Here is a 22,903-nt window from a genome sequence, read left to right on the forward strand (position 1 = left end):
TCCTTCGAGTAGTGCTGTACGCCGCGGGCTCGCCGGGGTGGTCACGACGCCCCCGGCGGGATGAAGGGCAGCCCGGCGGGCGGGCCCTGCTCGATCAGCCGCAACAGGGCGTCGGTGTCCGCGTGTTCTTCGATCAGGTCGCCGAGCCGGTCCAGCTGCTCCTCGCGCAGCGCCCCGAACGAGGTGTCCGGCGCGGGCACGAACCGTCGGCCCGAGGCCCGGGCGACCTGTGCGAGGAAGCGGCGCCGGAACCCGTCGCTCTCCAGGGAGCCGTGCCAGTGCGTGCCCCACACCGCACCGACGCGGCAGCCGTCCAGGAACGGCTCCCCGCCCAGGACTTCGGCCACGCCGTGGTGGATCTCGTACCCCTCGACGGGCTCGCCGAGAGCGGCGCCGACGGGCCGGGCCAGGGTCTTGTCGGCGGCGAACCGCACCCGGACCGGCAGCAGTCCGAGGCCGGGCACCGAGCCCGCCCTCGACTCGACGTCGTCCTCGATGTGCTCGCCGAGCAGTTGGAAGCCGCCGCAGATGCCGAGCACCGGACGGCCCGCGGCGGCCCGGCGCGCCAGCTCGGCCGCGAGGCCGCGCTCGCGCAGCCACTCCAGGGCGCGCACCGTGCCGCGCGTGCCCGGCACCACCACGAGGTCGGCGTCGGCGAGCTCCTCGGGCCGGTCCACGAAGCGGACGACCACGCCGGGTTCGGCCGCGAGCGCGTCCACGTCGGTGAAGTTGGACATCAGCGGCACCGCGCACACCGCGACCCGCAGCACGTCCTCGCCGACCGGCGGCGCCACCACGGACTCGCGCACCGCGCCGCGCATCGACACCCGGAGTCCGTCCTCCTCGTCGATGCCGAGGCCGTGGGCGTACGGCAGGATGCCGTAGGTGTGCCGGCCGGTCAGGCCGCGCAGCATCTCGATGCCGGGCTCCAGGAGCGACACGTCGCCGCGGAACTTGTTGACGACGTACCCGGCGACCAGCGCCTGGTCCTCGGGACTGAGCAGCGCCGTCGTCCCGAAGAACGAGGCGAACACCCCGCCGCGGTCGATGTCGCCGACCACCACGACGGGCAGCCGGGCGGCCCGCGCGATGCCCATGTTGACGATGTCGGTGCGCCGCAGATTGATCTCGGCCGGACTCCCGGCCCCCTCGCAGATCACGGCGTCATACGTGCCCCGGAGCTCCTCCAGGCACTCCAGGACGGTGCCGAGCAGCGCCTCCCGGCCGCCCCCGCGCAGCGCGGCGCCCGAGGACGGGTCCGCGGAGCCGAAGAACCCGCGGGCGCTCAGCTCGCCCACCGGCTTGCCCATGAGGACGACCTGGCTGGAGCGGTCGCTCCCGGGCTTGAGCAGCACCGGGTTCATGAGTGCCGTGGGCTCCACGCGCGCCGCCTGCGCCTGCATCGCCTGAGCCCGGCCGATCTCCGCGCCCTCGCGCGTGACGAACGAGTTCAGCGACATGTTCTGGCCCTTGAACGGCGCGACCTTGACGCCCTGCCGGACCAGCCAGCGGCAGATCCCGGCCGTGACGACGCTCTTGCCCGCGTCCGAGGTCGTGCCCGCGATCAGCAGCCCGCCACCCATGTACGTCCCTTCCTCACAGCGGCCCTCGCGGCGACGGCGGTGGCCAGCGTCAGCCAGCCCACCGTGCGCGAGAGCCGTACCGCCCGTTCGATGTCGGCGACTTCGACGGCCCGCCCGGGGCCGTTCAGGACCGGCCGGTGCTCGACGCGTCCGGCGTAGGAGAGCGTGCCGCCCAGGCGGACGCCGAGGGCGCCCGCGAACGCCGCCTCGACGGGGCCCGCGTTGGGGCTCGGGTGCTTGGCGGCATCCGCCCGCCAGGCCCGGACCGCGCCCTTGGTGTCCGGGCCGGCCAGGGCCGCGAGCACGGCGGTGAGCCGGGCGCCCGGCCAGCCCGCCACGTCGTCCAGGCGCGCCGAGGCCCAGCCGTATCTGCGGTACCTGGCCGACTTGTGCCCGACCATCGCGTCCAGCGTGTTGACGGCCCGGAAGCCCACGAGCCCCGGCACCCCCGCGAACGCGCCCCACACCAGGGCGCCCACGACCGCGTCGGAGGTGTTCTCGGCGACCGACTCGACGACGGCCCGTGCGATGCCGTCGGCGTCCAGGGACTGCGGGTCGCGCCCGCACAGGTGGGGGAGGCGCTCCCGGGCGACTTCCACGTCGCCCGCGGCGAGCGCGCCGCCGATGGCCCGCGCCTCGCGGCCGAGCGAGGTGCCGCCCACCACGGTCCAGGTGGCGGCGGCGGTCAGCGCGACGGACGCGGCCGGCCGGTTCCGTGCGGCGCGGGAGAGGAGAGCCGCAACGCCCGCGGCGCCGCCCGCGCACAGCAGGGTGTGCAGCGCGCCCCGGCCGCGGTGGTCGCGCCACAGGACGCGCTCGACGGCGCCGGCCGCGCGGCCGAACGCGGCGACCGGATGCCCGCGGCGTGGATCGCCGAGGAGGAGGTCGCCGAGGAGTCCGGCGGTGGCGCCGTAGGCGAAGGTGCGATCGGCCCGCATGCGGTCAGCCCGCCAGGGCGTCGCGGGAAGGGCCGGAGAGTCTCAACTGGCAGGCGCGCATGGCGGTATGTCCTCACTCAGGGTGTCCGCGCCCTGGTTCGACGTGACCGGCGGTGAGAGTTCCTGGCTCACGGGGATCACTCCCCGCTGACAGTGGCGGGACCGCGCCGGATTCGCACCGGCTTCCTCTCCTGCCGCCGTAGCTGGCCGGTGCAGTCCACCACGCTGCGAGAACACCCGTCAACTTGCTGTTGACCTGCGGCGCGAGAGAGTGGGCGGTGCCACAGCGAACCGCCCCCCGGCACCGGCCGGAGGGCGGATCGGATGGTGCCCGTGGGTCAGGCGACGATCAGATAGATCCCGTACGCCACGGCCGCCGCGCAGAGCGCGAAGCAGGCGTACGCGCCGGTGCGGGCCACGGCCACGTTGCCGCTGCCGGACGCCGCCGCCTCGCGCTTGCTGAGGCCGACGATGCCGAGGGTGAACAGGCCCACCAGGCCGACGGTCACCGCGAGGCTGACGCCGAAGACGGAGCCGAGGGCTGCCCAGTCGATGTGCATGAGGATTCCTTAGCTGTGCCGGAGGACCGGGGTCAGACCGTCGCCGGGGTGGGCGGGTCGGCGGGGGTCACCGGAGCCGGGGCCTGGATCGTGGCCTTGAGCTCGGTGGCCGCGACGGCCGCGCCGGTCGGCGGCGGGGTGACCGCGGCGATCGCGGTGGTGACGACACCGGCGGGCTCGGCCTCGGGGGCCGTGCCGATCTCGTCGGCGGTGACGTTGTGGCGGTCGACCGGCTGGCGGCGCGACAGCTTCCAGATGGTGCCGGAACCGGCGATCAGCAGGATGGCGACGGCGACGATGCCCCAGGTGCCCTGCTTGGTGAGGAACTCGGCGCCCGCGCCGACCAGCGCGGCGGCCGGCAGCGTCAGGACCCAGGCGACGGCCATGCGGGTCGCGGTGGACCAGCGGACCACACCGCCCTTGCGGCCGAGGCCCGCGCCCATGACGGAGCCCGAGCAGACCTGGGTGGTGGAGAGCGAGAAGCCGATGTGCGAGGAGGCCAGGATGACGGTGGCCGCACCGGTCTGGGCGGCGAAGCCCTGCGGCGGGCGGAGTTCGGTGAGGCCCTTGCCCATGGTGCGGATGATGCGCCAGCCGCCGATGTAGGTGCCCATCGCGATGGCCAGGCCGGCCGAGACGATGACCCACAGCGGGGGGTTCGAGCCCGGGTGCAGCACGCCGCCGGTGACCAGGGCGAGGGTGATGATGCCCATCGTCTTCTGCGCGTCGTTGGTGCCGTGGGCGAGCGAGACGAGGCCGGCCGAGGCGATCTGGCCCGCGCGGTAGCCCTTGGCGGTGGCCTTCTCGTCGGTGTTCCGGTTGAGCCGGTACGTCAGCCGGGTGGCCAGCATCGCGGCGACGCCCGCGACGATCGGGGCGGCGACGGCGGGGAGCAGCACCTTGGTGACGACGGTGGAGCCGTTGACCGAGGACCAGCCGGCCGACATGACCGCGGCGCCGATGAGGCCGCCGAACAGGGCGTGCGAGGAGCTGGAGGGCAGCCCGAGCAGCCAGGTCAGCAGGTTCCAGAGGATGGCACCGACGAGGGCCGCGAAGATGACCTCGGTTCTGATGCCCTTCTCGTTGATGATCCCGCCGGAGATCGTCTTGGCGACCTCCACCGACAGGAACGCGCCGACCAGATTGAGCGCGGCGGACATGGCGACCGCCGTCTTGGGCTTCAGGGCGCCGGTCGAGATGGTGGTGGCCATCGCGTTGGCGGTGTCATGGAAACCGTTCGTGAAATCGAACACGAGAGCTGTCACGATCACCATCGCGAGCAGCAGCGTGATGTGTTCCATTTACCCAGGCAATCGTTCGACGTCAGTGGCTGGACGAACGTAAGTAACCTGAGTGAACGGAAGATGAACTGGGGCGGGCGTGATGGTGTCCGTGGCCACTTCTCGCCGCCCGCTGGGCCGACGGGCCCGTTCACCGCCCGGCCGCGAACCGCCTCAACTGCTCGGAAGTGCCGTTGAAGAGATTCTGGTCACCCGGCAGGCTCCCGCTCCCGTTCTCGTACTGCCAGAACGTCCAGTACGACCAGCCCGCCGGCAGCGCGCCCGGGGTGCTCGCGTACCGGGCCAGCCACAGCGGATGGGCCGCGGCGAAGGCCCGGCTGTGGCCGGTGCAGGCGTTCCACCAGCCGGCCGTCGTGTAGATCACCGGACGCCGCCCGGTGCGCAGCCGCACCTCGTCGCTGAACCCCGCGATCCACGCGGTCATCTCGGCAGGCTTCAGGCCGTAGCACGTGTCGCCGCTGCCGCCCTTCGCGTCCTTGCCGTACGGGTTGTGCTCCAGGTCGACCGCGGGCGGCAGCGTCCAGCCGTCGGCCGACCAGCCGCCCCCGTTGCGCACGAAGAAGTCGGCCTGAACCCGGCCGGGCGACTGGTCGGGCACCGCGAAGTGATAGGCCCCCCGCACCAGCCCCGCCTGCCGGGCGCCGTCGTACTGCTGCCCGAAGTAGGGGTTGCGGTACGTCGTCGACTCGGTCGCCTTCACATAGACGAAGGACGCCCCCAGGCCCTTCGCCGAACCCCAGTCGACGTTCTTCTGGTGCGAGGACACGTCGTGGCCGAGCGGCTTGTCCGCGGCCGCCGCGCCGGGCAGCGCCGCGAGCGCCGCACAGCCGAGGACGGCCGCGGCCACGGACACCATCAGCGCGGCCCGCGCCCGGGCCCGGGGCGGCAACGGATTGCGGTCGCGGGCCATGAGGTCCCCCAGAATCGCGGTGTTACGGCACAAAGCACCCAGAGGCTAGTGGAAGATCACGTTTCGGCCCGCGTGCCCCGGCCGCTCCCGCCCTGGCAGGATCGGCCGCATGAGCGACGACACGGCGACCGCCGACGCATGGGCCGAACTGGTCGACACCGCGCGCAGGACCGCGGCCGAAGGGCTGGTCGTCGGCACCTCGGGCAACGTGTCGGTCCGCGTGGGCGAGCTGATCCTGGTCACCCCGACGGGCGTCCCCTACGACCGGCTCGGGCCCGCCGACACCGTCGCCGTCGACCTCGAAGGCCGCCAGGTCATGGGCACGCTCCGGCCCACCAGCGAGACCCCGATGCACCTCGCCGTGTACCGCAACACCGACGCGCGGGCCGTGGTCCACACCCACGCCGTGCACGCCACGGCCGTGTCCACCCTGGTGAGCGAGCTGCCCCTCATCCACTACATGGCCGCCGCGCTCGGCGGCCCGGTCCGGGTCGCCCCCTACGCGCTGTACGGCAGCGAGGAGTTGGCCGAGAGCATGCTGGGCGCCCTGCGGGGCCGCACCGGCTGCCTCCTCCAGAACCACGGAGCCGTCACCTACGGGGCCGGTCTCGCCCAGGCCTACGACCGCACCGCCCAACTGGAGTGGATGTGCCGGGTCTGGCTCGCCGCCGCGGCGCTGCCCGGCCGCGCCCCGAGCCTGCTCGCCCCCGCCCAGCTCGACGAGGTCGCCGAACGGCTGCGGGGGTACGGGCAGCCGTAGCGGGGGAGCGTCGCCCCGCCGGGCGCCGCCCACTGGCACGTTGGCGGCCCCGCCCCGAGACTGATGAGGTGCGCCCCGCGACGAAGACGGCAGCGGCCGTCACCACACTCCTCGGCATCGGTGCGGCAGCGGTCGTCGCCGGACGCTACGCCAGCGACGCGGCCCTCAAGGCGCCGCCGGGCAGCCCGCTGCCCACCGACCGCCCGCTGACCGTGCACGCCACCGCGCCCGGCCGCGTCACCCTGACCCGCTCGCTCGCGGCGCTGCGCCCGGGGAGGTACGGGCTGGAGTCCGAGGGCGCCCATGCCGTCGTCGGAGACATCCTCGACGGCGCCTCGCCCACCGCCGACACGGTCGTACGCCGCCTTGAGCGGGTCACCCGCGGCGCCCTGGCGGCGGGGGACCGGGTGCGGCTCACCCCGCAGGTGCACCGCGGCACCCCGTCCACCGCGCTCGGCATCGATCACCAGGACGTCGAGGTCCCGGGCGAACTCGGTCCGCTGCCCGCCTGGTTGGTGCCCGGCGACCGCGCCACCTGGGTGATCGCCGTGCACGGCCTCGGCACCACCCGCGAACACCCCCTGAACGTCGTGGAGTTCCTTCGCCGCCAGGAGCTCCCCGTGCTCCTCCTCGCCTACCGGGGCGACGACGGGGCTCCCCCCTCCCCGGACGGCCTCGGCCACCTGGGCGACTCCGAGTGGCGCGACCTCGACGCCGCGATCCGCTACGCCCTGCGGTCCGGGGCCCGGCGGGTCATCCTGCACGGCTGGTCCACCGGCGCCACCATGGCCCTGCACGCCGCCGCCCACTCCCCGCTGCGCGAGCGGGTCGGCGGCATCGTCCTCGACTCGCCGGTGCTGGACTGGGAGTTCACCCTCAAGGCCCTCGCCTCGGCGCGCCGCACCCCGGGCCCCCTGCTGCCGCTCGCCGTCCGGGCCGCCCAGGGCCGTACCGGCATCCACGGCGACCGCCTCCAGGAAGCCATCGACCCCAGGGCCCTGAAGGTGCCGACGCTGGTCTTCCACGGACCCGACGACACCCTCGCCCCCTGGGGCCCGTCCCGCGAACTCGCCTCCCGGCGACCGGAACTGATCACCCTGCACACCGTCGCACAAGCCCCGCACGCCTCGATGTGGAACGCCGACCCGTCCCGCTACGAAGAAGCCCTGCGCCGCTTCCTGACCCCCCTCATGTGAGACCCGGCGGCCCCGGCGCACCGGGACCGGCCGGTTCCGTTTGGCCTTTCTGGTGGTGACGCGGCCGTGCTCGTCCGGGAGGCGGCCTCCGGGCACGGGCAGCCCCGGCGGCCTCCGGTGCGCCGGGGCCGGCCGGTTCCGCTTGGCCTTTCGGACGCCGGCGGAGCCGTATTCCGCGGCGGGGCGGTCCCCGGACCCCCAGCTGTCCCGCCGGCCCCCGGGGTGCCGGGCCCGGCCGGTTCCGTTTGGGCTTTCGGCCGGTGACGGGGAAGACTGCCTGCGTGACGTCCCGGAAGCCTGAAGAGAAGTTGCCGCGCGACTCCAGACTGCGGCTTGTCCGCGCTCCGCACCCGATGCAAGCCCGGCCGCTCGCCGCCGCTCGCAGAGCCGCGACCGACCGGCGGGGCCGGTCGGCGCTCCGGCCGCCCGCCGGCACCCCGGCCGCCGGCGAACTGGCACGCCACGCCAGGGCGGTGCTCGCCGACGCCGTGCGCGTGGCCCGCTGGACCGACGCCGAGCGCGCCCGCGGCGCCGCTCCCGGACCGGACCGGCCGGGACCGCTGCCCGCGCCGGTCGCCGAGCGGGCCGCCGCCGCACTGGGGCTGACACCAGGTCAGGTGCGGGCCGGCTGGGACCGGGCCCGGCTCGCCGGACTGGTCGAGCTGCACGGCGCGACCGTGCGGCCGGGCTGGCGGCTGCGCGCCTGGGACCGCGACGACGCGGCCGTCCTGCGCGGCTGGGTCGCCCTGTTCGACGCCTGGTCGCTGGTCCATCCCGCCCCGGACGACATCGCCCCCACCGCGGTCGCCGAGGTGGTCGAGGCCGTCCCGCAGTTGCTCTCCCTCCTTCAGCTCTCGCACGGACCCGTTCTTGTGCCGGCCCTCCTCGACCTGCTCGAACAGCGCGTCGCCGAACTCCGCGAGGAACGCTGCGAGGTCCCCTACGGCCCCCAGCCCGACCCCGTGGCCCTGCCTCCGCTCCTTCCACACCTCCTCGGCTGGGCCCTGGCCGGTCTCGCCGCGGTCGGCGCGCTTGTCCTCGGCGAGGACCAGGCCACCCTGACCCCGCTCGGCAACTGGGCGGTCTGGGTCAAACTGGAGCAGATCTGCCTCGCCGCGCAGAGCCCGGCCGGGAACATCGAGCAGTCCGCCGAGGACATGCTGCGCGGCTGCGCGGGCCTCACCCCGGGTCCGGCCCGCGCCGAGTACCGCGCCTGGACCGCCGCGCGCACCGTCGGCAGCGCCGTCTCCGAACTCCTCGACGTGGCCCGGGGCGACGACGCCCTGCTGCGCGGGCTCGCCTTCGAGGCGCTGCGGGTCGTGGGCGCGCCCGCCGAGGCCGCCGTGCGCGCCGCCGCCTCGGAGACCTGCCTGCGCCCCTATGCCCTGCTCTGGCTCGCCGAGTACGAGGGCGGCGACCCCGAGGACGTGCTGAGCGTCCTCACCCGCGAGGAGTCCACCTGGCTGTGGGTCGACACGGCCGCCGCCGTGGCCGACCACGGCGAGAGCGAACTGCTCGTACGCCACCTCGACTCGGCGGTGCAGGGCACGGTGCCCGCGCTGCTCGACGAGGTGCGCGCGGTCGGACACCCCCGCACCGTGCAGGTCCTGGTCGCGCTCGCCGCGGCACACCCCGACCCGGCCCTGGCCAAAGCGGTCCGCCGGGCCGCCTTCCAGGTCCACACCGGTTCCGTGTAGCGACGGCGCGACGCGCGTAGCGACAGCCGCCCGCCCCCAAGGGCGGCCCGTCTCACGCCCTCAACCCGCCTCGTGCGCCGACCGGTTGACCGGCTCCGAGCCGACCGGACCGCGGACCCGCCGTCTACTCCGCGGCGCCCGGCACGTACGTCCCGAAGCTCCACACGTTGCCCTCCGCGTCCCGCGCCAGGTAGTCCCGCCCGCCGTAGTCCTGGTCCGTGGGCTCCATCAGGATCTCCACGCCCTGCTCGGCGGCGCGCTTGTGGTGCGCGTCCACATCGTCCACCACCACGTACACCCCCGCCGGGCCCGCGTTCGCCATCGTCCGGTCGAAGAGGCCGCCGCGCCCCTTGGAGCCGACCATCACGACGCCGGTCCCGTAGGACAGCTCGGCGTGCGTCACGCTGCCGCCCTCGCCCTCGTACACGCACACCTCGGTGAAGCCGAAGGCGTCCTTGAGCTGCCGGATCGCCGCTTTCGCGTCCCCGTAGAGAATCGTCGGACACACGCTCATGCCGCTCGCTCCTTCCGCGTCCAAGCCGCTGACTGTGACCTGGTTCTCAGTGTGGCACCCAGCACTGACAACGCCTCCGGACGCCCGGGCTCACCGCGCGAAGGTGTCGCAGCGGGCCATGTCACCCGTCTGGTAACCGGTGTAGAACCACTGCTGGCGCTGCTGCGCCGAGCCGTGCGTCCAGGTCTCCGGGGTGACGCGGCCCTGGAACTTCTGCTGGATCCGGTCGTCGCCGACCGCCGCCGCCGCGTCGAGGCCGTCCTTGATGTCCTGGTCGGTGAGCTTGGAGATGAGCGGGCGGCCGGTCGACTTGTCGGGAGTCGTCGTGGCGTGGTGCGCCCACACCCCGGCGTAGCAGTCGGCCTGCAACTCCACCTTCACCGAGTTGCTGTTGGCGCCCTGCCGCCCGTCCTGCGACTTCTGCAGGGTGCCCATCAGGTTCTGGATGTGGTGGCCGTACTCGTGCGCCACCACGTAGGCCTGCGCGAACGGTCCGCCGCTGGAGCCGAACTTGGTGCGCAGTTCGGTGAAGAAGCCCAGATCGAGATAGACCTGCCGGTCGCCGGGGCAGTAGAAGGGCCCGACGGCCGAAGTGGCCGCCCCGCACGCGGTGTTGACCCGGTTGGTGAAGAAGACCGTCCGGGCGGGGGAGTACTTGCCGCCGCGCCGCGGGAACTCCTGGCCCCAGTAGTCCTGCACGCTGTTGACCACAGCGACGATCCGGCAGTCCTCCTTGGTGTTGGCGTCCGAGCCCGTGCGGCAACTCTGGTTCACCTGGGCCTGCGACGAGGAGCTCGCGCCCGGCGCGGTGTCGCCCGAGGAGAGCCCGAGCTGCTCCGGGCCCACGCCGAAGAACAGGCCGAGCAGCAGCGCGACGAGGCCGACGATCCCCCCTCCGACGGTGGCCCGGCCGCCCGGGATGCGGCTGCCGCGCACATCGTCGACCTCGGACGTGTCCAGATTGGCGTCGTCGTCGAACTGCATGGGCGCACCACTCTCTGTTCACCCGGGCCGGTCCGAGGTGCGGCCCGCTCAAGGTCACCCCGAGTATCGGCAAAGCCACCCCGAGTATCAATCAGGTCATTGCGCTACGCCCGTTTTGTTACGTCGGCCGATACGCTCTGCGCGTCATGGACCGGACCCGCCTCGCACTGACCGCCGTCGCCGCCGTACTTGCCCTCCCGCTGGTCACCGCGGCCCAGCACGTCGGCCGGACCCCCTACGGCGACCACTTCGTCCGCCTCGCCGCACCCGGCCCGGACCGGTCGGCGGTACGGATCCGGGGCGCGGCCGTCGAGTCGTACGACCCCGGCACCGGGGCCCGCGGATGGACGTACGGGAGGCAGGGCAGCCGGCCGCTCGCCCTGTATCGCGCGCCCGGCCACACCTTCGCCCTGTGGACCGACGGCATGGTCACCGACACCGGGGCCCGCCGGGTCCGCTGGCACCGGGCGGTGCCCGGCCTCGGAGACTGGCTGACCGGCCGGCCCGAGCGGGCCGCCGGGGTGCTCCAGCCGCTCGACGCCGAGGTGGGCATGCTCGCCGTCGTCACCCCCCGGCGCGTCAGCGCCTTCCGGGCCGCCGACGGCGACCTGCGCTGGCTGCTGCCCGCCCGCGAGGGCTGCGCCTTCGACCCCGGGCGCACCGCGCACACCGGCGGGGTGCTGCTGCTCGCCCAGCCCTGCCGCGGCCGGGTCGCCTGGAGCCGGGAACTGGCCGCCGTCGACGGGCTCGGCAAGATCACCCCTGGCCGTACCCCGCTGGGCAACGACCTCCCAGGTCGCCGGCGGACCGACGGTGGCGGAAACGGGGTTGCACGGCCCAGTTAGAATTGGCCCCATGGCAATTCTCCTTGTGCATTAGGCGGCCTCGACCTCCGCGAGCCCCCTCCCGTCCGCCGTCCACACCGCCCTGGAGTCTTTCCGTGATCACCGCCACCGGCATCGAGCTGCGCGCCGGCGCCCGAGTCCTCATCGAGTCCGCGTCCTTCCGTGTCGCCAAGGGCGACCGCATCGGCCTCGTTGGCCGCAACGGCGCGGGCAAGACCACCCTCACCAAGTGCCTGGCAGGCGAGGGCATCCCGGCCGCCGGCACCATCACGAGCTCGGGCGAGGTCGGCTATCTGCCGCAGGACCCGCGCACCGGCGACCTCGACGTGCTCGCCCGCGACCGCATCCTGTCCGCCCGCGGCCTCGACGAAGTCCTGCGCAAGATGCGCGAGAACGAGGACCGCATGGCGAACGGCAAGGGCGCCACCCGCGAAAAGGCGATGAAGAAGTACGAGCGCCTGGAGACCGAGTTCCTCACCAAGGGCGGGTACGCCGCCGAGGCCGAGGCCGCCACCATCGCCGCGGCCCTCGGGCTGCCCGACCGGGTGCTCGGTCAGCCCCTGCACACGCTCTCCGGTGGTCAGCGCCGCCGCATCGAGCTCGCCCGCATCCTCTTCTCGGACGCCGACACCCTGCTCCTCGACGAGCCGACCAACCACCTCGACGCCGACTCGATCGTCTGGCTGCGGGACTACCTCAAGACCTACCGCGGCGGCTTCATCGTGATCTCCCACGATGTCGACCTCGTCGAGACGGTCGTCAACAAGGTGTTCTACCTGGACGCAAACCGCGCCCAGATCGACGTCTACAACATGGGCTGGAAGCTCTACCAGCAGCAGCGCGAGGCCGACGAGAAGCGCCGCAAGCGCGAGCGCCAGAACGCCGAGAAGAAGGCCGCGGCCCTCAACTCGCAGGCCGACAAGATGCGCGCCAAGGCCACCAAGACCGTCGCCGCGCAGAACATGGCCAAGCGCGCCGAGCGGCTGCTCTCCGGCCTGGAGGCGGTCCGCGTCTCGGACAAGGTCGCCAAGCTGCGCTTCCCCGAGCCCGCGCCGTGCGGCAAGACGCCGCTGACCGCCGAGGGCCTGTCGAAGTCGTACGGGTCGCTGGAGATCTTCACCGACGTCGACCTGGCCATCGACAAGGGCTCGCGCGTCGTCATCCTCGGGCTGAACGGCGCCGGAAAGACCACGCTGCTGCGGCTGCTCGCCGGGGCCGAGAAGCCCGACACCGGCGAGGTCACCCCGGGCCACGGCCTGAAGATGGGCTACTACGCGCAGGAGCACGAGACGCTCGACCCGGACCGCACGGTCCTGGAGAACATGCGCTCCTCCGCGCCGGACCTGGACCTCGTCGAGGTGCGCAAGACGCTCGGCTCGTTCCTCTTCTCCGGCGACGACGTCGACAAGCCCGCCGGGGTCCTGTCCGGCGGTGAGAAGACCCGTCTGGCGCTCGCCACCCTCGTCGTCTCGTCCGCCAACGTGCTGCTGCTCGACGAGCCCACCAACAACCTCGACCCGGCCAGCCGCGAGGAGATCCTGGGCGCGCTGCGCACCTACAAGGGCGCGGTCGTCCTGGTCACGCACGACGAGGGCGCCGTCGAGGCGCTCCAGCCCGAGCGCATCATCCTGCTGCCGGACGGCGTCGAGGACCTGTGGGGCCCGGACTACGCGGACCTGGTCGCCCTCGCCTGACGAGGGGTTCCGGGGACGGATCGGTGCATGATCCATCCGCTGATCCACTGCGTATGGATCATTCGGCTCACGTGTGATCCTCAATCTGAGTGAGTGCGTCTCGTACCCCGGAGTGTCATGTTCGGGATCAAGGTTCGCCCCCTGTGGGGCGGGCCTTTTTCCATGTGTGACCCGGAACACAGCGCTGACCTGGCGCTTCGTCTCGACTTTCGTCTCGCGATATGTCCCCGGCCAGCCGGAATGCGATATTCCGGCCCGCTGGACGGCGGCCCGCGCCCGGAAGCTTGTTGGACGGACCTTGCCGAATGGGTGGCCAGGAAGCCCGAGAGGGGTGATCATGAGAAGTCCAGAGCGCACTTCCCATGAGGAGGCACGGGTGGCCGAGACTCTGAAGAAGGGCAGCCGGGTAACCGGCGCCGCGCGCGACAAGCTCGCGGCAGACCTGAAGAAGAAGTACGACTCCGGTGCGAGCATCCGGGCACTGGCCGAGGAAACCGGCCGGTCCTACGGATTCGTCCACCGGATGCTCAGCGAGTCCGGGGTCACTCTCCGTGGACGCGGCGGAGCGACACGGGGCAAGAAGGCCGCCTCGGCCTGACGAGGCAGTTCCGGACAGCTCCTGTGGCCCACCGGGTCCAGTGGTGGCCACCCGGTCGGCCCTGCGGTCGGCCGGGTGGTTACTGTGCAGTCACTTAATGACCGCCGACGCGGTCATTCAATGACGGCCACTGACCCGGAGGCGCTTCATGGCTACGTCCGCATCCGCACCTGAGGTATTCGACAAGGACGGCGTCCGGCTCTCCGTCGACGACGCGGTCGCCACGGTGACCCTGGCCAACCCGGCCAAGCGCAACGCCCAGTCTCCCGCTCTGTGGCGGGCGTTGGCGCAAGCCGGTCGGTCGCTCCCGGGCAGCGTTCGTGTCGTCGTGCTGCGCGGCGAGGGCAAGTCCTTCTCCGCCGGCCTCGACCGCCAGGCCTTCACTCCCGAAGGCTTCGACGGCGAGCCCTCGTTCATCGATCTCGCGCGCGGCTCCGACGAGGAGCTCGACGCCGAGATCGCCGCGTACCAGGAGGCGTTCACCTGGTGGCGCCGCAACGACATCGTGTCGATCGCGGCCGTCCAGGGACACGCGATCGGTGCCGGTTTCCAGCTCGCCCTGGCCTGTGACCTGCGGGTCGTGGCCCAGGACGTGCAGTTCGCCATGCGCGAGACCAGCCTCGGGCTCGTCCCCGACCTGACGGGCACGCATCCGCTGGTCGGACTCGTCGGCTACGCCCGCGCGCTCGAAATCTGCGCCACCGGCCGCTTCGTGGGGGCCGAGGAGGCCGAGCGCGTCGGCCTGGCCAACCTCGCCGTGCCCGCCGACGAACTCGACTCCGCCGTAAGGGACTTGGCGGGCGCGCTGCTGGCCGCGCCGCGTGACGCCGTGGTCGAGACCAAGGCGCTGCTGCGCGGTGCGAGCGGGCGGGGCTACGAGGAGCAGCGGGTGGCCGAACGCGCCGCCCAGGCCCGTCGCCTGCGGGACCTGGCCGGGCTCTCCGACTGAACCGGTCGCCCTCCGGGACCCGGATGCCCGGGGTGGGCCGAGCCTGCCCCCGGCCGAGCCTGCCCCCGGAGGTCAGCCGGCCCATGTGACCAGCACGGCCACCGAATCCGCCTCCGGCACGGCCCGTGCCACCGCGGCGCGCACCGCCCTCGCCACCTCCAACGGGTGGCGGGCGGGTGCGGTCGCCAGCTCCACCCGCACATGGCCGCCCGCGGTGTCCACCGGCGGGCCCAGCTCCGACGTCAGATGGGCGACGCCCGGGGTCGCGAGCGCGGCCGCGGCGGCCGCGCTCGCGGGAGGCCCCGCCGGGCTGGGCCCAGGACCGCCGGACGCGGGGTCCGGGAGAGCGTCGAGCAGCGCCGTCACCCACAGGTCGATGTCCGAGACGACCAGGCCGAGCCGTTCGTCCGCCGCCGTGAACAGCGCCTCGCGCAGGCGCGCCGTGAGCTCCGGCAGCGGCTGCCCGCCCAGGGCCGCGAGTTCGGCCGAGACGCGCAGGGGTCCCGGCGGCAGGGCCGTCGGCGGCGCCGGGACCACCGGTTCGACCCCTTCCTCCGGGGCGGCCGGGGCGAGCCGCAGGGACGTCACCGCCAGCCCCGGCAGCGCCGCCGCCGCGGCCCCCAGGACCGAGGCCGCCGCCCGTTCGGTCACCCATACGCCGTCCTGAGGGCCACCCAGCGCGAGCAGGCGGCCCAGCCCCAGCCTGCGGCGTACTGCGGAACTCCAGCTGTCACCCGTCATTGCTCCAGCCTGCCGCATCGCGGGCGCGAGTCGGGGCAACCGCACTTAATGTGGGCAATGGAGTCCAAGGCGAAGGGACAACGGTCATGAGTGACACCTCACAGCGCGGCCGGCCCGGCACACCCGTCGGCGATCCGGCGGGCGAAGCGGTCGAGCAGGCCAAGAAGACATCGGTCACCAAGCGGGGCGGCGGCGATCCGGGAGGGCGTGGCCGTACGACCATCGCCGACGGCGTGGTCGAGAAGATCGCCGGCCTCGCGGCCCGCGACGTCATGGGCGTCCACGCCATGGGCAGCGGCCTCTCCCGTACGTTCGGAGCGGTCAGGGACCGCGTGCCCGGCGGCAAGTCGGCGGTCACCCGAGGGGTGAAGGCCGAGGTGGGCGAGGTGCAGACCGCGCTCGACCTCGAAATCGTCGTCGAGTACGGCGTGTCGATCGCCGAAGTCGCCCGCGACGTGCGGGAGAACGTCATCTCCGCCGTCGAGCGGATGACAGGGCTGGAAGTCGTCGAGGTCAACATCGCGGTCAGCGATGTGAAGCTGCCCGACGACGAGGACGAGGAGCCGGAGTCCCGGCTCCAGTAGACCGCACGGCGTTCCCCCGCATCGCAACGTTCGCAACGCATCGGACCGAGGAGCTCAGCATGGGCATGGCGGTGGTCGGCCTGCTGGCCGGCATGGCGCTCGGCTTCGCCGGATACTTCGGCGGCTTCGGGGCATTCCTGCTGGTCGCGGCGCTCGGCGCGATCGGCTTCGTGGTGGGCCGGTTCCTGGAGGGCGACCTCGAACCCGGCGACTTCTTCCGCCCCCGTGACCGCGGCGACCGGCGGCGCTGACCCATGGCGGTGGCCGGAGGGATCGAACCCGCCGAGCGCGGCGCCACCCGTATCGCCGACCGGGTCGTCGCGAAGATCGCCGCGCAGGCGGCCAGGGAGGCGCTCGACGAGATCCCCGAAGGCGGCGCCCCGCCGCACGCGGCCGTCACCGTGCACCAGGATTCCGCCCGGGTGCGGGTCAGTGTCGAACTCGGCTACCCCGGGGACCTGGGCGGCCAGTGCCGGGCGGTGCGTCATCAAGTCGCCGAGCGGGTAAGGGCGTTGGCGGGGATGGAGGTGCCCGAAGTGGCGGTGCAGATCGAGCGTCTGCACGCGGCCGGCGCGGGCGCGGCGGACCGGGGGAGGATCCGATGAGCCAGCCGCACGAAGGCGACAACAGCACGCAGCGGCTGCCCGTGATCGAGCAGAGCGCCGATCCGGCGGGCGCCTCGGGGCTCGACCAGTCGGCCTCCGCCGCCGACTACGACCCCGTACCCGTCCTCGCCGAGGGCGACGGTGGCAGGGCCGGCCGGTTCTGGTCGGTATGCCGGGTGCCCGCGGGGCTGCTCGCGGCGGTGGTGCTGGCCGTGTCCGGCCTCTTGCTCTACGACATCGCCGCCGTACGCGCCCACCGCCATGCGATGCGCTGGCGGGTCCGGCTCGCCGACTGGCTGGCGGGCCACCCCGTCGACGACGTGGCGGTGCTCGCGGGCGCGGGCGCGGTGGCGTTGATCGGCCTCTGGCTGATCGCGCTCGCCCTCACGCCGGGACTGCGGAGCATCCTGCCGATGCGGCGCGAATCCGCGGCCGTGCGCGCCGGACTCGACCGGGCCGCGGCGGCGCTCGTACTGCGTGACCGGGCGATGGAAGTGGCGGGTGTCCAGTCGGCACGGGTGCGCATGGGGCGCACCCGGGTCGTGGTGCGCGCCCTGTCGCACTTCCGTGAACTCGACGACGTACGGGCCGACTTGGACGCGGCGCTGGGCGCGGGCATCCGGGAGCTGGGCCTTGCCGGGCCGCCCGGGCTCGCGGTCCACGTGAGCCGCCCGGTACGGAAGGGCTGAGCCATGCTGCGAACCGTCAACCGGGTGGTGCTCGGCCTCGTCGGGCTCGTGCTGTTCCTCGCGGGCGGTGCGGCGCTCGCCGCCGGGCTGGGCCTCGACGTGCCCTCGTGGTGGCCGTGGCGCGGCAGGAGCGACGTCCTCCTGAGCAGGTCCCGCCGGGACCACTGGCACGACCAGGGCTGGTGGTGGCCGGTGGTCATCGCCGTCCTGGCGCTGGTCGTCCTGCTCGCGCTGTGGTGGCTGCTCGCCCAGCTGCGCCGGGCCCGGCTCGCCGAGGTCCTGGTTGACTCCGGCGACGGCGAGGGCGCGCTGCTGCGGGGCCGGGCTCTGGAGGCGGTCCTCTGCGGGGAGGCCGAGGGGCTCGACGGGGTGTCCCGGGCCCAGGTCGTCCTGGTCGGACGCCGGGCCGCCCCCGCCGCGCGGGTCTCACTGCTCCTGGAGCCGCATGCGCAGCCCGCGGGGGCGCTTGCGCGGCTCTCGGGTGAGGTGCTGGCCCATGCGCGGGACTCCGCGGGCCTTGCGGAGCTGCCCGCGGAGGTTCGTCTGCGGGCGGTCAAGCACCGGGCGCGGCGCGTCAGTTGAGCGCGGAGTTCCCCCCCCACCCCGCCCCTCCCCGAGACCCTCCGGGGGTCTTCGTTCGGCTGCGGCTGATCGTCCTGCTACCTGGGGCTCCGCCCCAGACCCCCTTCGCGCCTAAAGGGCGCTCGTCCTCAATCGCCGGACGGGCTAAAGATGCCCCTGCTGGCCAGCACCAGCACCGCCCAGGGGCGCGGGGAACTGCGCGAGCAACCGTGCACGGTCCGAGGCCGAAGGGGGGTCGGGGGCGCGGGGAACTGCGCGAGCAACCGTGCACGGTCTGAGGCCGAAGGGGAGTCGGGGGCGCGGGGAACTGTGCGAAAGTCGCCCGCGCCCCCCGCCAGGGGACCCCTCAAGCCCCCCAGCCCCCCGGCACGTGAGGGACGCCGCGGGGTCAGAAGCCGTGGCGCGCGCCGCCGTCCACCGGCAGCACGATGCCGGTCAGATACGACGCCGCGGGCGAGAGCAGAAACGCCGCCACCCGCCCGAACTCCTCCGGCGTCCCGTAGCGCCGCAGCGGAATGCGGGCCTCGTGCCCCGCACGGGTCGCCTCCGCGTCGCCGGAGAGCTCGTCGAGCTGGCGCACCCGGTCCGTGTCGATGCGGGACGGCGCGAGCCCGACCACGCGGATGCCGCGCGGCCCCACCTCGTCGGCCAGCGACTTGGCGAAGCCCGCGAGGCCCGGGCGCAGGCCGTTGGAGATGGTGAGCCCGGGGATCGGCTCGTGGACGGAGGCGGAGAGGACGAAGCCGATCACGCCGCCCGTGTCGAGTTCGTCGGCCGCCGTCCGGGCGATGCGGACCGCGCCGAGGAAGACCGACTCGAAGGCGGACTGCCACTGCTCGTCGGTGTTGTCCGCGACGAACCCCGGTGCGGGCCCGCCCACACTGATGAGCACGCCGTCGAAGCGCCCGAAGTGTTCGCGGGCGGCGGCGATCAGCCGGGCCGCCGCCGCGGGGTCGGCGTTGTCGGAGGTCACCGGGAAGGCGCCCGGGCCGAGTTCGGCCGCGGCCTCCTTCAGGGTCTTCTCGTCGCGCCCGGTGATGACGGCCTTCGCCCCGTCCGCGACGAGCGCGGAGGCGGCCGCCAGGCCGAGACCCCGCGAGGCCCCGGTGACGATGTACACGCGGTCCTTCAGTCCAAGATCCATGCGTCTATCCTGCCCCCTTCTCGCACTCCGGCTCCAGGGCACAGGCGGTGGCGACGAGCCCGATGTGGCTGAAGGCCTGCGGGAAGTTGCCGAGCTGGCGCCGGGCCACCGGGTCGTACTCCTCGGCGAGCAGCCCCACGTCGTTGCGGAGCGCGAGGAGCCGCTCGAAGAGTTCCCGGGCCTCCTCCTCGCGGCCGGTCAGACGCAGCGCGTCCGCGAGCCAGAACGAGCACACCAGGAAGGTGCCCTCGTCGCCGGGCAGGCCGTCCACGGTGGTGCCGTCGGTGCTGTAGCGGCGTACGAAGCCGTGCAGGCCGAGCTCGGCCCGCACCGCGTCGACGGTGCCCACCACCCGCGGGTCGTCCGGCGGCAGGAAGCCGACGCGGGGGATCAGCAGGGTCGCCGCGTCCAGTTCGCGCGAGCCGTACGCCTGGGTGAAGGTGTTGCGGACCGGGTCGTAGCCCTTCTCGCACACCTCCCGGTGCACCTCGTCGCGCATCTTGCGCCAGCGCCCGGCCGCGCCGCGCAACCCGGGCTCGGCCTCCAGGGTGCGCACCGCGCGGTCCGCGGCGACCCAGGCCATGACCTTCGAGTGGACGAAGTGCCGGCGCGGCCCGCGCACCTCCCACACCCCCTCGTCCGGCTCGCGCCATCGTGCCTCCAGGAAGCCGAGCAGGCTGAGCTGGAGGTTCCAGGCGTGCGACTCGCTCTTGAGGCCCGCGTTGCGCGCCAGGTGGAGCGAGTCGATGACCTCCCCGTACACGTCGAGCTGGAGCTGCTCGACGGCCGCGTTGCCGATCCGTACCGGAGTGGACCCCAAGTGGCCCTTGAGCCAGGGGAGTTCGGTCTCGGGGAGCCGGCGCTCGCCCGCGAGTCCGTACATGATCTGGAGGTCGGCCGGGTCGCCCGCGACGGCGCGCAGCAGCCAGTCCCGCCAGTCGGCGGCCTCCTCCAGATAGCCCGCCGACAGGAGCGCTTCGAGGGTGAGGGTGGAGTCGCGCAGCCAGCAGTAGCGGTAGTCCCAGTTGCGTACGCCGCCGATCTCCTCGGGCAGCGAGGTGGTGGCGGCCGCCACGATGCCGCCGGTGGGGGCGTAGGTGAGGGCCTTGAGGGTGATCAGGGAGCGGATCACGGCGTCCCGGTAGGGGCCCTGGTAGCGGCAGCGGCCCGCCCACTCCCGCCAGTCGGCGAGCGACTGCTCCAGGGATTCGTACGGGTCCACGAGGTCGGGGCGGGGCCGGTGCGAGGCGTGCCAGGTGAGGACGAACGCCACCTGCTCCCCCTCGCCGACGGTGAACGACGAGCGCGTGCTCATGTGCTGGCCCCACGTCTTGACGTCGGGGTCGCTGCGCAGCCAGACCGAGTCGGGGCCGGCGATCGCCACCCGGTGGCCGTCGGCGCGCCGCATCCAGGGCACCACGTGGCCGTAGTCGAACCGCAGCCGCAGGACGGCGTCCATCTCGACGGTCCCGCTGAGACCCTCCACGATGCGTACGACATCGGGGGCCTGGTCGCGCTGGGGCATGAAGTCGATGACCTTCACCGTGCCGGTGCGGGTCTCCCAGAACGTCTCCAGGACGAGGGTGTCCTCCAGATAGGCGCGCCGGGTGCACCGTCCCGCGTGGCCCGCCTCGGCCGGGGCGATCCGCCAGTGGCCGTTGTTCTCGTCACCGAGCAGCGCCGCGAAGCAGGCCGCGGAGTCGAAGCGGGGCAGACAGAGCCAGTCGATCGATCCGTCGAGCCCGACCAGGGCCGCGGTCTGGAGGTCGCCGATGAGGGCGTAGTCCTCGATGCGTTGAGTACGTGGGGTCACGCCATGGCGTGTTCCCGGCCGGGCAATCCGCTAAGCAGCCGCGGGTTCGGGCGCGGCCGCGGGCTGGGCCGCCGCGGCTTCCCGGTCCCGCTTCTCGCGCCGTACGAGGATGAACCAGCCGACCGGCACCGCGGCCGAGAAGAGCCACCACTGAACGGCGTACGCCATGTGCGGGCCGATCGAGCTGTCGTCGGGGGCCGGGATCAGCTCGGGGGAGTTGTCGGGCGTGGCGGGGGCGGTCTGCTCGATGTAGCCGCCGAGCACCGTACGGCCCAGCGCCTTGGCCTGCTGGGCGCTGCTGATCAGCATCACCTGGCGCGGCGGCAGGCCCTTGACGTCCTTGATGCCGCTGGCCGCGGTCGTCTGGTCGGCCATCAGCCGGCCGGTGACCGTGACCCTGCCCGCGGGCGGCGCGGGGATCTTCGGGAAGTCCGTCTGGTTGCCGTTGTCGGCGATCCAGCCCCGGTTGATCAGCACGGTCGGGCCGCCGTCCAGGACGAACGGGGTGAGCACGTGGTAGCCGACCCGGCCGTCGGCCGCGGTCCTGCGCCGTACGACGACCTCGTGCGCGGGGTCGTAGGTGCCGGTGGCGGTGACCTGGCGCCAGTAGTCCGAACGCGGGACGGTGTGGCCCGGCGAGGTGAGGTCGGTCACCGGGACCGGCTTGGCCTTGAGGTTGTCGGCGATGAGCGTGTTCTGCGCGACCTTGTGCTCGTGGCGGTGCAGCTGCCAGAAGCCCAGCTCGATCATCGTGGGGATGAGGGCGAGGGCCAGGAGGGTGACGAGCACCCACTGCCGGGACAACAGGAAGCGGTACACCCCATGACCGTACAACTCGGGCCACGGGGTGCGCCGAGGGGGGTGGAGCGGGTGAGGGTCAGACCTTGTCGACGATGCCCGCCTTTCCCTCGGCGCGGGCGCAGTGCGCTCCGCAGTACCACGCGCCCTCGACCTCGACCCCCTGGCCGATGATCTGGACCCGGCAGTGTTCACAGATGGGCGCCATGCGGTGGATGGCGCACGAGAAGCAGTCGAAGACGTGCACCGCGCCCTGCGCGTGCACCTCGAAGGACATCCCGTAGTCGTTTCCGCAGACCTCGCAACGTGCCATGCGCCACAGGGTGGGGGGTGCGCGGCGCGCGCGGTGGGCGCCGCGCCCGGCACTCACCCGTCTGCCGGTGCCACGTCCCGCAGGAGCTGGGTGAAGGCGGCCTCGTCGACGACCGGGGTGCCGAAGGACTTCGCCTTGACCGTCTTGGAGGTGGCCGAGTCCGGATCGTTGGTGACCAGCAGGCTGGTGAGCCGCGACACACTGGTCGCCACGTGCAGACCCGCCTCGATCGCCCGGTCCTCCAGGAGCTCCCGGTCGACGGAGGTGTCCCCCGAGAACGCCACCCGCATGCCCTGCTTCAGCGGCCGGTCCGGCTCGTAGCGCCCGGGGTTGGGGTGCGGGCAGGCGGGGCGCTTGCGCGAGGCCCGCCAGGTGCCCGAGCCGCCGCGGTAGGAGGCCTGGTAGCCGATGCGGGGCCGCGCGGGGGAGTCCGTCCACTCGGTGAGCGGGCGGCATTCGAGCAGCGGGAGGCGCACCCCGCCGGCCGCGGCCGCGTGCAGGCTCGGGCGGAACGCCTCGGCGAGCACCCGCGCGTCGTCCAGCGCGTGGTGGGCGCGCTGCTGCACGACGCCGTAGTGCGCGGCGAGCGACTCCAGTTTGTGGTTGGGCAGCGGCAGCGCGAGCTCCTTGGACAGGGCGATGGTGCACAGCCGCTGCTTGACCGGCGCGGTGCGCTCGGCCCGCGCGTACTCACGCGCGATCATCTGCCAGTCGAAGATCGCGTTGTGCGCGACCAGGACGCGGCCGTCGAGCCGGGCCGCGAACTCCTCGGCGATGTCCGGGAAGAGCGGCGCCCCTTCCAGGACGTCACTGGTCAGCCCGTGGATCCACACCGGGCCCGGGTCGCGCTCGGGGTTGACCAGCGTGTACCAGTGGTCCTCGACGTTGCCCTGCGCGTCGAGCCGGTAGACGGCAGCCGAGATTATCCGGTCGTCGCGGGCGAGGCCGGTGGTCTCCACGTCGACGACCGCGTACCCCGGTGGGTAGGCGGCCGGCCACGTCGCTGCTGTCGTCAGGTCGTCGAGCATGGTCACAGAGAATACGGGGCGAGACTGACACTCCGGGCCGGGGCCGGGTGTCCGAGCGGGGGCCGGTGGCCGGTCGC

General features: G+C 73.4%; 25 protein-coding genes and 1 riboswitch. Of the genes, 12 read left to right on the forward strand and 13 right to left on the reverse strand.

Going from position 1 to position 22,903, the window contains the following annotated elements; translation table 11 throughout:
- Positions 1 to 41: 41 nt before the first annotated feature.
- The 5 genes from DT019_RS08000 to DT019_RS08020 form a co-directional block, all read right to left on the reverse strand.
- A complete protein-coding gene (locus DT019_RS08000; RefSeq protein ID WP_114035928.1) occupies positions 42 to 1,583 on the reverse strand; it encodes a cobyric acid synthase in 1,542 nt (513 codons plus the stop codon).
- A complete protein-coding gene (locus DT019_RS08005) occupies positions 1,565 to 2,521 on the reverse strand; it encodes a cobalamin biosynthesis protein (protein WP_114035929.1) in 957 nt (318 codons plus the stop codon). Before DT019_RS08005 ends, DT019_RS08000 begins: the two co-directional genes overlap by 19 nt.
- Positions 2,522 to 2,617: 96 nt before the next feature.
- A riboswitch (cobalamin riboswitch) is annotated at positions 2,618 to 2,759 on the reverse strand.
- A gap of 100 nt (positions 2,760 to 2,859) precedes the next feature.
- Complete coding sequence (locus tag DT019_RS08010; RefSeq protein WP_114035930.1) at positions 2,860 to 3,081, reverse strand: hypothetical protein; 222 nt, start codon at positions 3,079 to 3,081, stop codon at positions 2,860 to 2,862.
- A 32-nt stretch (positions 3,082 to 3,113) separates the two neighbouring features.
- Positions 3,114 to 4,382: an inorganic phosphate transporter gene (locus DT019_RS08015; protein ID WP_114035931.1), complete on the reverse strand. Its 1,269-nt coding sequence runs from the start codon at positions 4,380 to 4,382 to the stop codon at positions 3,114 to 3,116.
- A gap of 130 nt (positions 4,383 to 4,512) precedes the next feature.
- Positions 4,513 to 5,292 (reverse strand): lysozyme, encoded by a 780-nt coding sequence (locus DT019_RS08020; RefSeq protein ID WP_114035932.1) that lies wholly within the window; start codon positions 5,290 to 5,292, stop codon positions 4,513 to 4,515.
- 109 nt (positions 5,293 to 5,401) lie between these two features.
- On the opposite strand from DT019_RS08020, the gene DT019_RS08025 reads away from it, so the two are divergent.
- From DT019_RS08025 to DT019_RS08035, 3 genes are all read left to right on the forward strand, one after another.
- Complete coding sequence (locus DT019_RS08025; RefSeq protein ID WP_114035933.1) at positions 5,402 to 6,052, forward strand: class II aldolase/adducin family protein; 651 nt, start codon at positions 5,402 to 5,404, stop codon at positions 6,050 to 6,052.
- Positions 6,053 to 6,120: 68 nt separating this feature from the next.
- Positions 6,121 to 7,248, forward strand: a complete 1,128-nt coding sequence (locus DT019_RS08030) for an alpha/beta hydrolase (protein WP_114035934.1) — start codon at positions 6,121 to 6,123, stop codon at positions 7,246 to 7,248.
- A gap of 353 nt (positions 7,249 to 7,601) precedes the next feature.
- Positions 7,602 to 8,945: a hypothetical protein gene (locus DT019_RS08035; protein WP_114035935.1), complete on the forward strand. Its 1,344-nt coding sequence runs from the start codon at positions 7,602 to 7,604 to the stop codon at positions 8,943 to 8,945.
- Between the two features lie 124 nt (positions 8,946 to 9,069).
- On the opposite strand, the gene DT019_RS08040 is transcribed toward DT019_RS08035, so the two are convergent.
- Together DT019_RS08040 and DT019_RS08045 are read right to left on the reverse strand one after the other, a co-directional pair.
- On the reverse strand, positions 9,070 to 9,459 hold the full coding sequence (locus DT019_RS08040) for a VOC family protein (RefSeq protein ID WP_114035936.1): 390 nt from the start codon (positions 9,457 to 9,459) through the stop codon (positions 9,070 to 9,072).
- Positions 9,460 to 9,549: 90 nt separating this feature from the next.
- A complete protein-coding gene (locus DT019_RS08045) occupies positions 9,550 to 10,443 on the reverse strand; it encodes a neutral zinc metallopeptidase (RefSeq protein WP_114035937.1) in 894 nt (297 codons plus the stop codon).
- A 146-nt stretch (positions 10,444 to 10,589) separates the two neighbouring features.
- Here DT019_RS08045 and DT019_RS08050 point away from each other — a divergent pair, with 146 nt between their 5' ends.
- The 4 genes from DT019_RS08050 (at position 10,590) to DT019_RS08065 (ending at position 14,529) form a co-directional block, all read left to right on the forward strand.
- Positions 10,590 to 11,288, forward strand: a complete 699-nt coding sequence (locus DT019_RS08050) for a hypothetical protein (RefSeq protein ID WP_114035938.1) — start codon at positions 10,590 to 10,592, stop codon at positions 11,286 to 11,288.
- 95 nt (positions 11,289 to 11,383) lie between these two features.
- The gene (locus DT019_RS08055) at positions 11,384 to 12,982 is read left to right on the forward strand and encodes an ABC-F family ATP-binding cassette domain-containing protein (RefSeq protein WP_114035939.1); all 1,599 of its coding nucleotides are present in this window, start codon (positions 11,384 to 11,386) and stop codon (positions 12,980 to 12,982) included.
- Positions 12,983 to 13,358: 376 nt separating this feature from the next.
- Positions 13,359 to 13,580, forward strand: coding sequence for a helix-turn-helix domain-containing protein (locus DT019_RS08060; protein WP_006123601.1), 222 nt, complete (start codon positions 13,359 to 13,361; stop codon positions 13,578 to 13,580).
- 148 nt (positions 13,581 to 13,728) lie between these two features.
- Positions 13,729 to 14,529: an enoyl-CoA hydratase/isomerase family protein gene (locus tag DT019_RS08065; RefSeq protein WP_114035940.1), complete on the forward strand. Its 801-nt coding sequence runs from the start codon at positions 13,729 to 13,731 to the stop codon at positions 14,527 to 14,529.
- A gap of 72 nt (positions 14,530 to 14,601) precedes the next feature.
- Here DT019_RS08065 and DT019_RS08070 read toward each other — a convergent pair whose 3' ends face one another.
- Positions 14,602 to 15,270 carry a hypothetical protein gene (locus DT019_RS08070; protein ID WP_189389248.1) on the reverse strand — a complete coding sequence of 223 codons (669 nt, stop codon included), beginning with the start codon at positions 15,268 to 15,270 and terminating at the stop codon, positions 14,602 to 14,604.
- Positions 15,271 to 15,356: 86 nt separating this feature from the next.
- Here DT019_RS08070 and DT019_RS08075 point away from each other — a divergent pair, with 86 nt between their 5' ends.
- Genes DT019_RS08075 through amaP form a run of 5 tightly spaced genes read left to right on the forward strand, consistent with a single transcriptional unit; the run spans position 15,357 to position 17,730 of the window.
- Entirely contained in the window at positions 15,357 to 15,854 is a 498-nt protein-coding gene (locus DT019_RS08075) for an Asp23/Gls24 family envelope stress response protein (protein WP_114035942.1), read from the forward strand.
- Positions 15,855 to 15,913: 59 nt separating this feature from the next.
- Entirely contained in the window at positions 15,914 to 16,105 is a 192-nt protein-coding gene (locus DT019_RS08080) for a hypothetical protein (protein ID WP_114035943.1), read from the forward strand.
- 3 nt (positions 16,106 to 16,108) lie between these two features.
- Complete coding sequence (locus DT019_RS08085) at positions 16,109 to 16,459, forward strand: iron-sulfur cluster assembly protein (RefSeq protein ID WP_114035944.1); 351 nt, start codon at positions 16,109 to 16,111, stop codon at positions 16,457 to 16,459.
- Positions 16,456 to 17,148, forward strand: a complete 693-nt coding sequence (locus DT019_RS08090; protein ID WP_114035945.1) for a DUF6286 domain-containing protein — start codon at positions 16,456 to 16,458, stop codon at positions 17,146 to 17,148. Before DT019_RS08085 ends, DT019_RS08090 begins: the two co-directional genes overlap by 4 nt.
- 3 nt (positions 17,149 to 17,151) lie before the next feature.
- Complete coding sequence (gene amaP, locus DT019_RS08095) at positions 17,152 to 17,730, forward strand: alkaline shock response membrane anchor protein AmaP (protein ID WP_114035946.1); 579 nt, start codon at positions 17,152 to 17,154, stop codon at positions 17,728 to 17,730.
- Between the two features lie 388 nt (positions 17,731 to 18,118).
- Here amaP and DT019_RS08100 read toward each other — a convergent pair whose 3' ends face one another.
- From DT019_RS08100 to DT019_RS08120, 5 genes are read right to left on the reverse strand one after another with little or no spacing between them, the layout of a single operon-like run.
- Complete coding sequence (locus DT019_RS08100; RefSeq protein WP_114035947.1) at positions 18,119 to 18,874, reverse strand: SDR family oxidoreductase; 756 nt, start codon at positions 18,872 to 18,874, stop codon at positions 18,119 to 18,121.
- Between the two features lie 4 nt (positions 18,875 to 18,878).
- A complete protein-coding gene (locus tag DT019_RS08105) occupies positions 18,879 to 20,687 on the reverse strand; it encodes a glycoside hydrolase family 15 protein (protein ID WP_114035948.1) in 1,809 nt (602 codons plus the stop codon).
- Between the two features lie 30 nt (positions 20,688 to 20,717).
- Positions 20,718 to 21,506 carry an SURF1 family protein gene (locus tag DT019_RS08110; protein ID WP_114035949.1) on the reverse strand — a complete coding sequence of 263 codons (789 nt, stop codon included), beginning with the start codon at positions 21,504 to 21,506 and terminating at the stop codon, positions 20,718 to 20,720.
- 58 nt (positions 21,507 to 21,564) lie between these two features.
- Positions 21,565 to 21,798, reverse strand: a complete 234-nt coding sequence (locus DT019_RS08115) for a hypothetical protein (RefSeq protein ID WP_114036065.1) — start codon at positions 21,796 to 21,798, stop codon at positions 21,565 to 21,567.
- A 53-nt stretch (positions 21,799 to 21,851) separates the two neighbouring features.
- On the reverse strand, positions 21,852 to 22,832 hold the full coding sequence (locus DT019_RS08120; protein WP_114035950.1) for a DEDDh family exonuclease: 981 nt from the start codon (positions 22,830 to 22,832) through the stop codon (positions 21,852 to 21,854).
- Positions 22,833 to 22,903: the final 71 nt, after the last annotated feature.

Source organism: Streptomyces sp. SDr-06, assembly GCF_003324565.1.
In the GTDB taxonomy this organism is placed as follows: Bacteria; Actinomycetota; Actinomycetes; order Streptomycetales; family Streptomycetaceae; genus Streptomyces.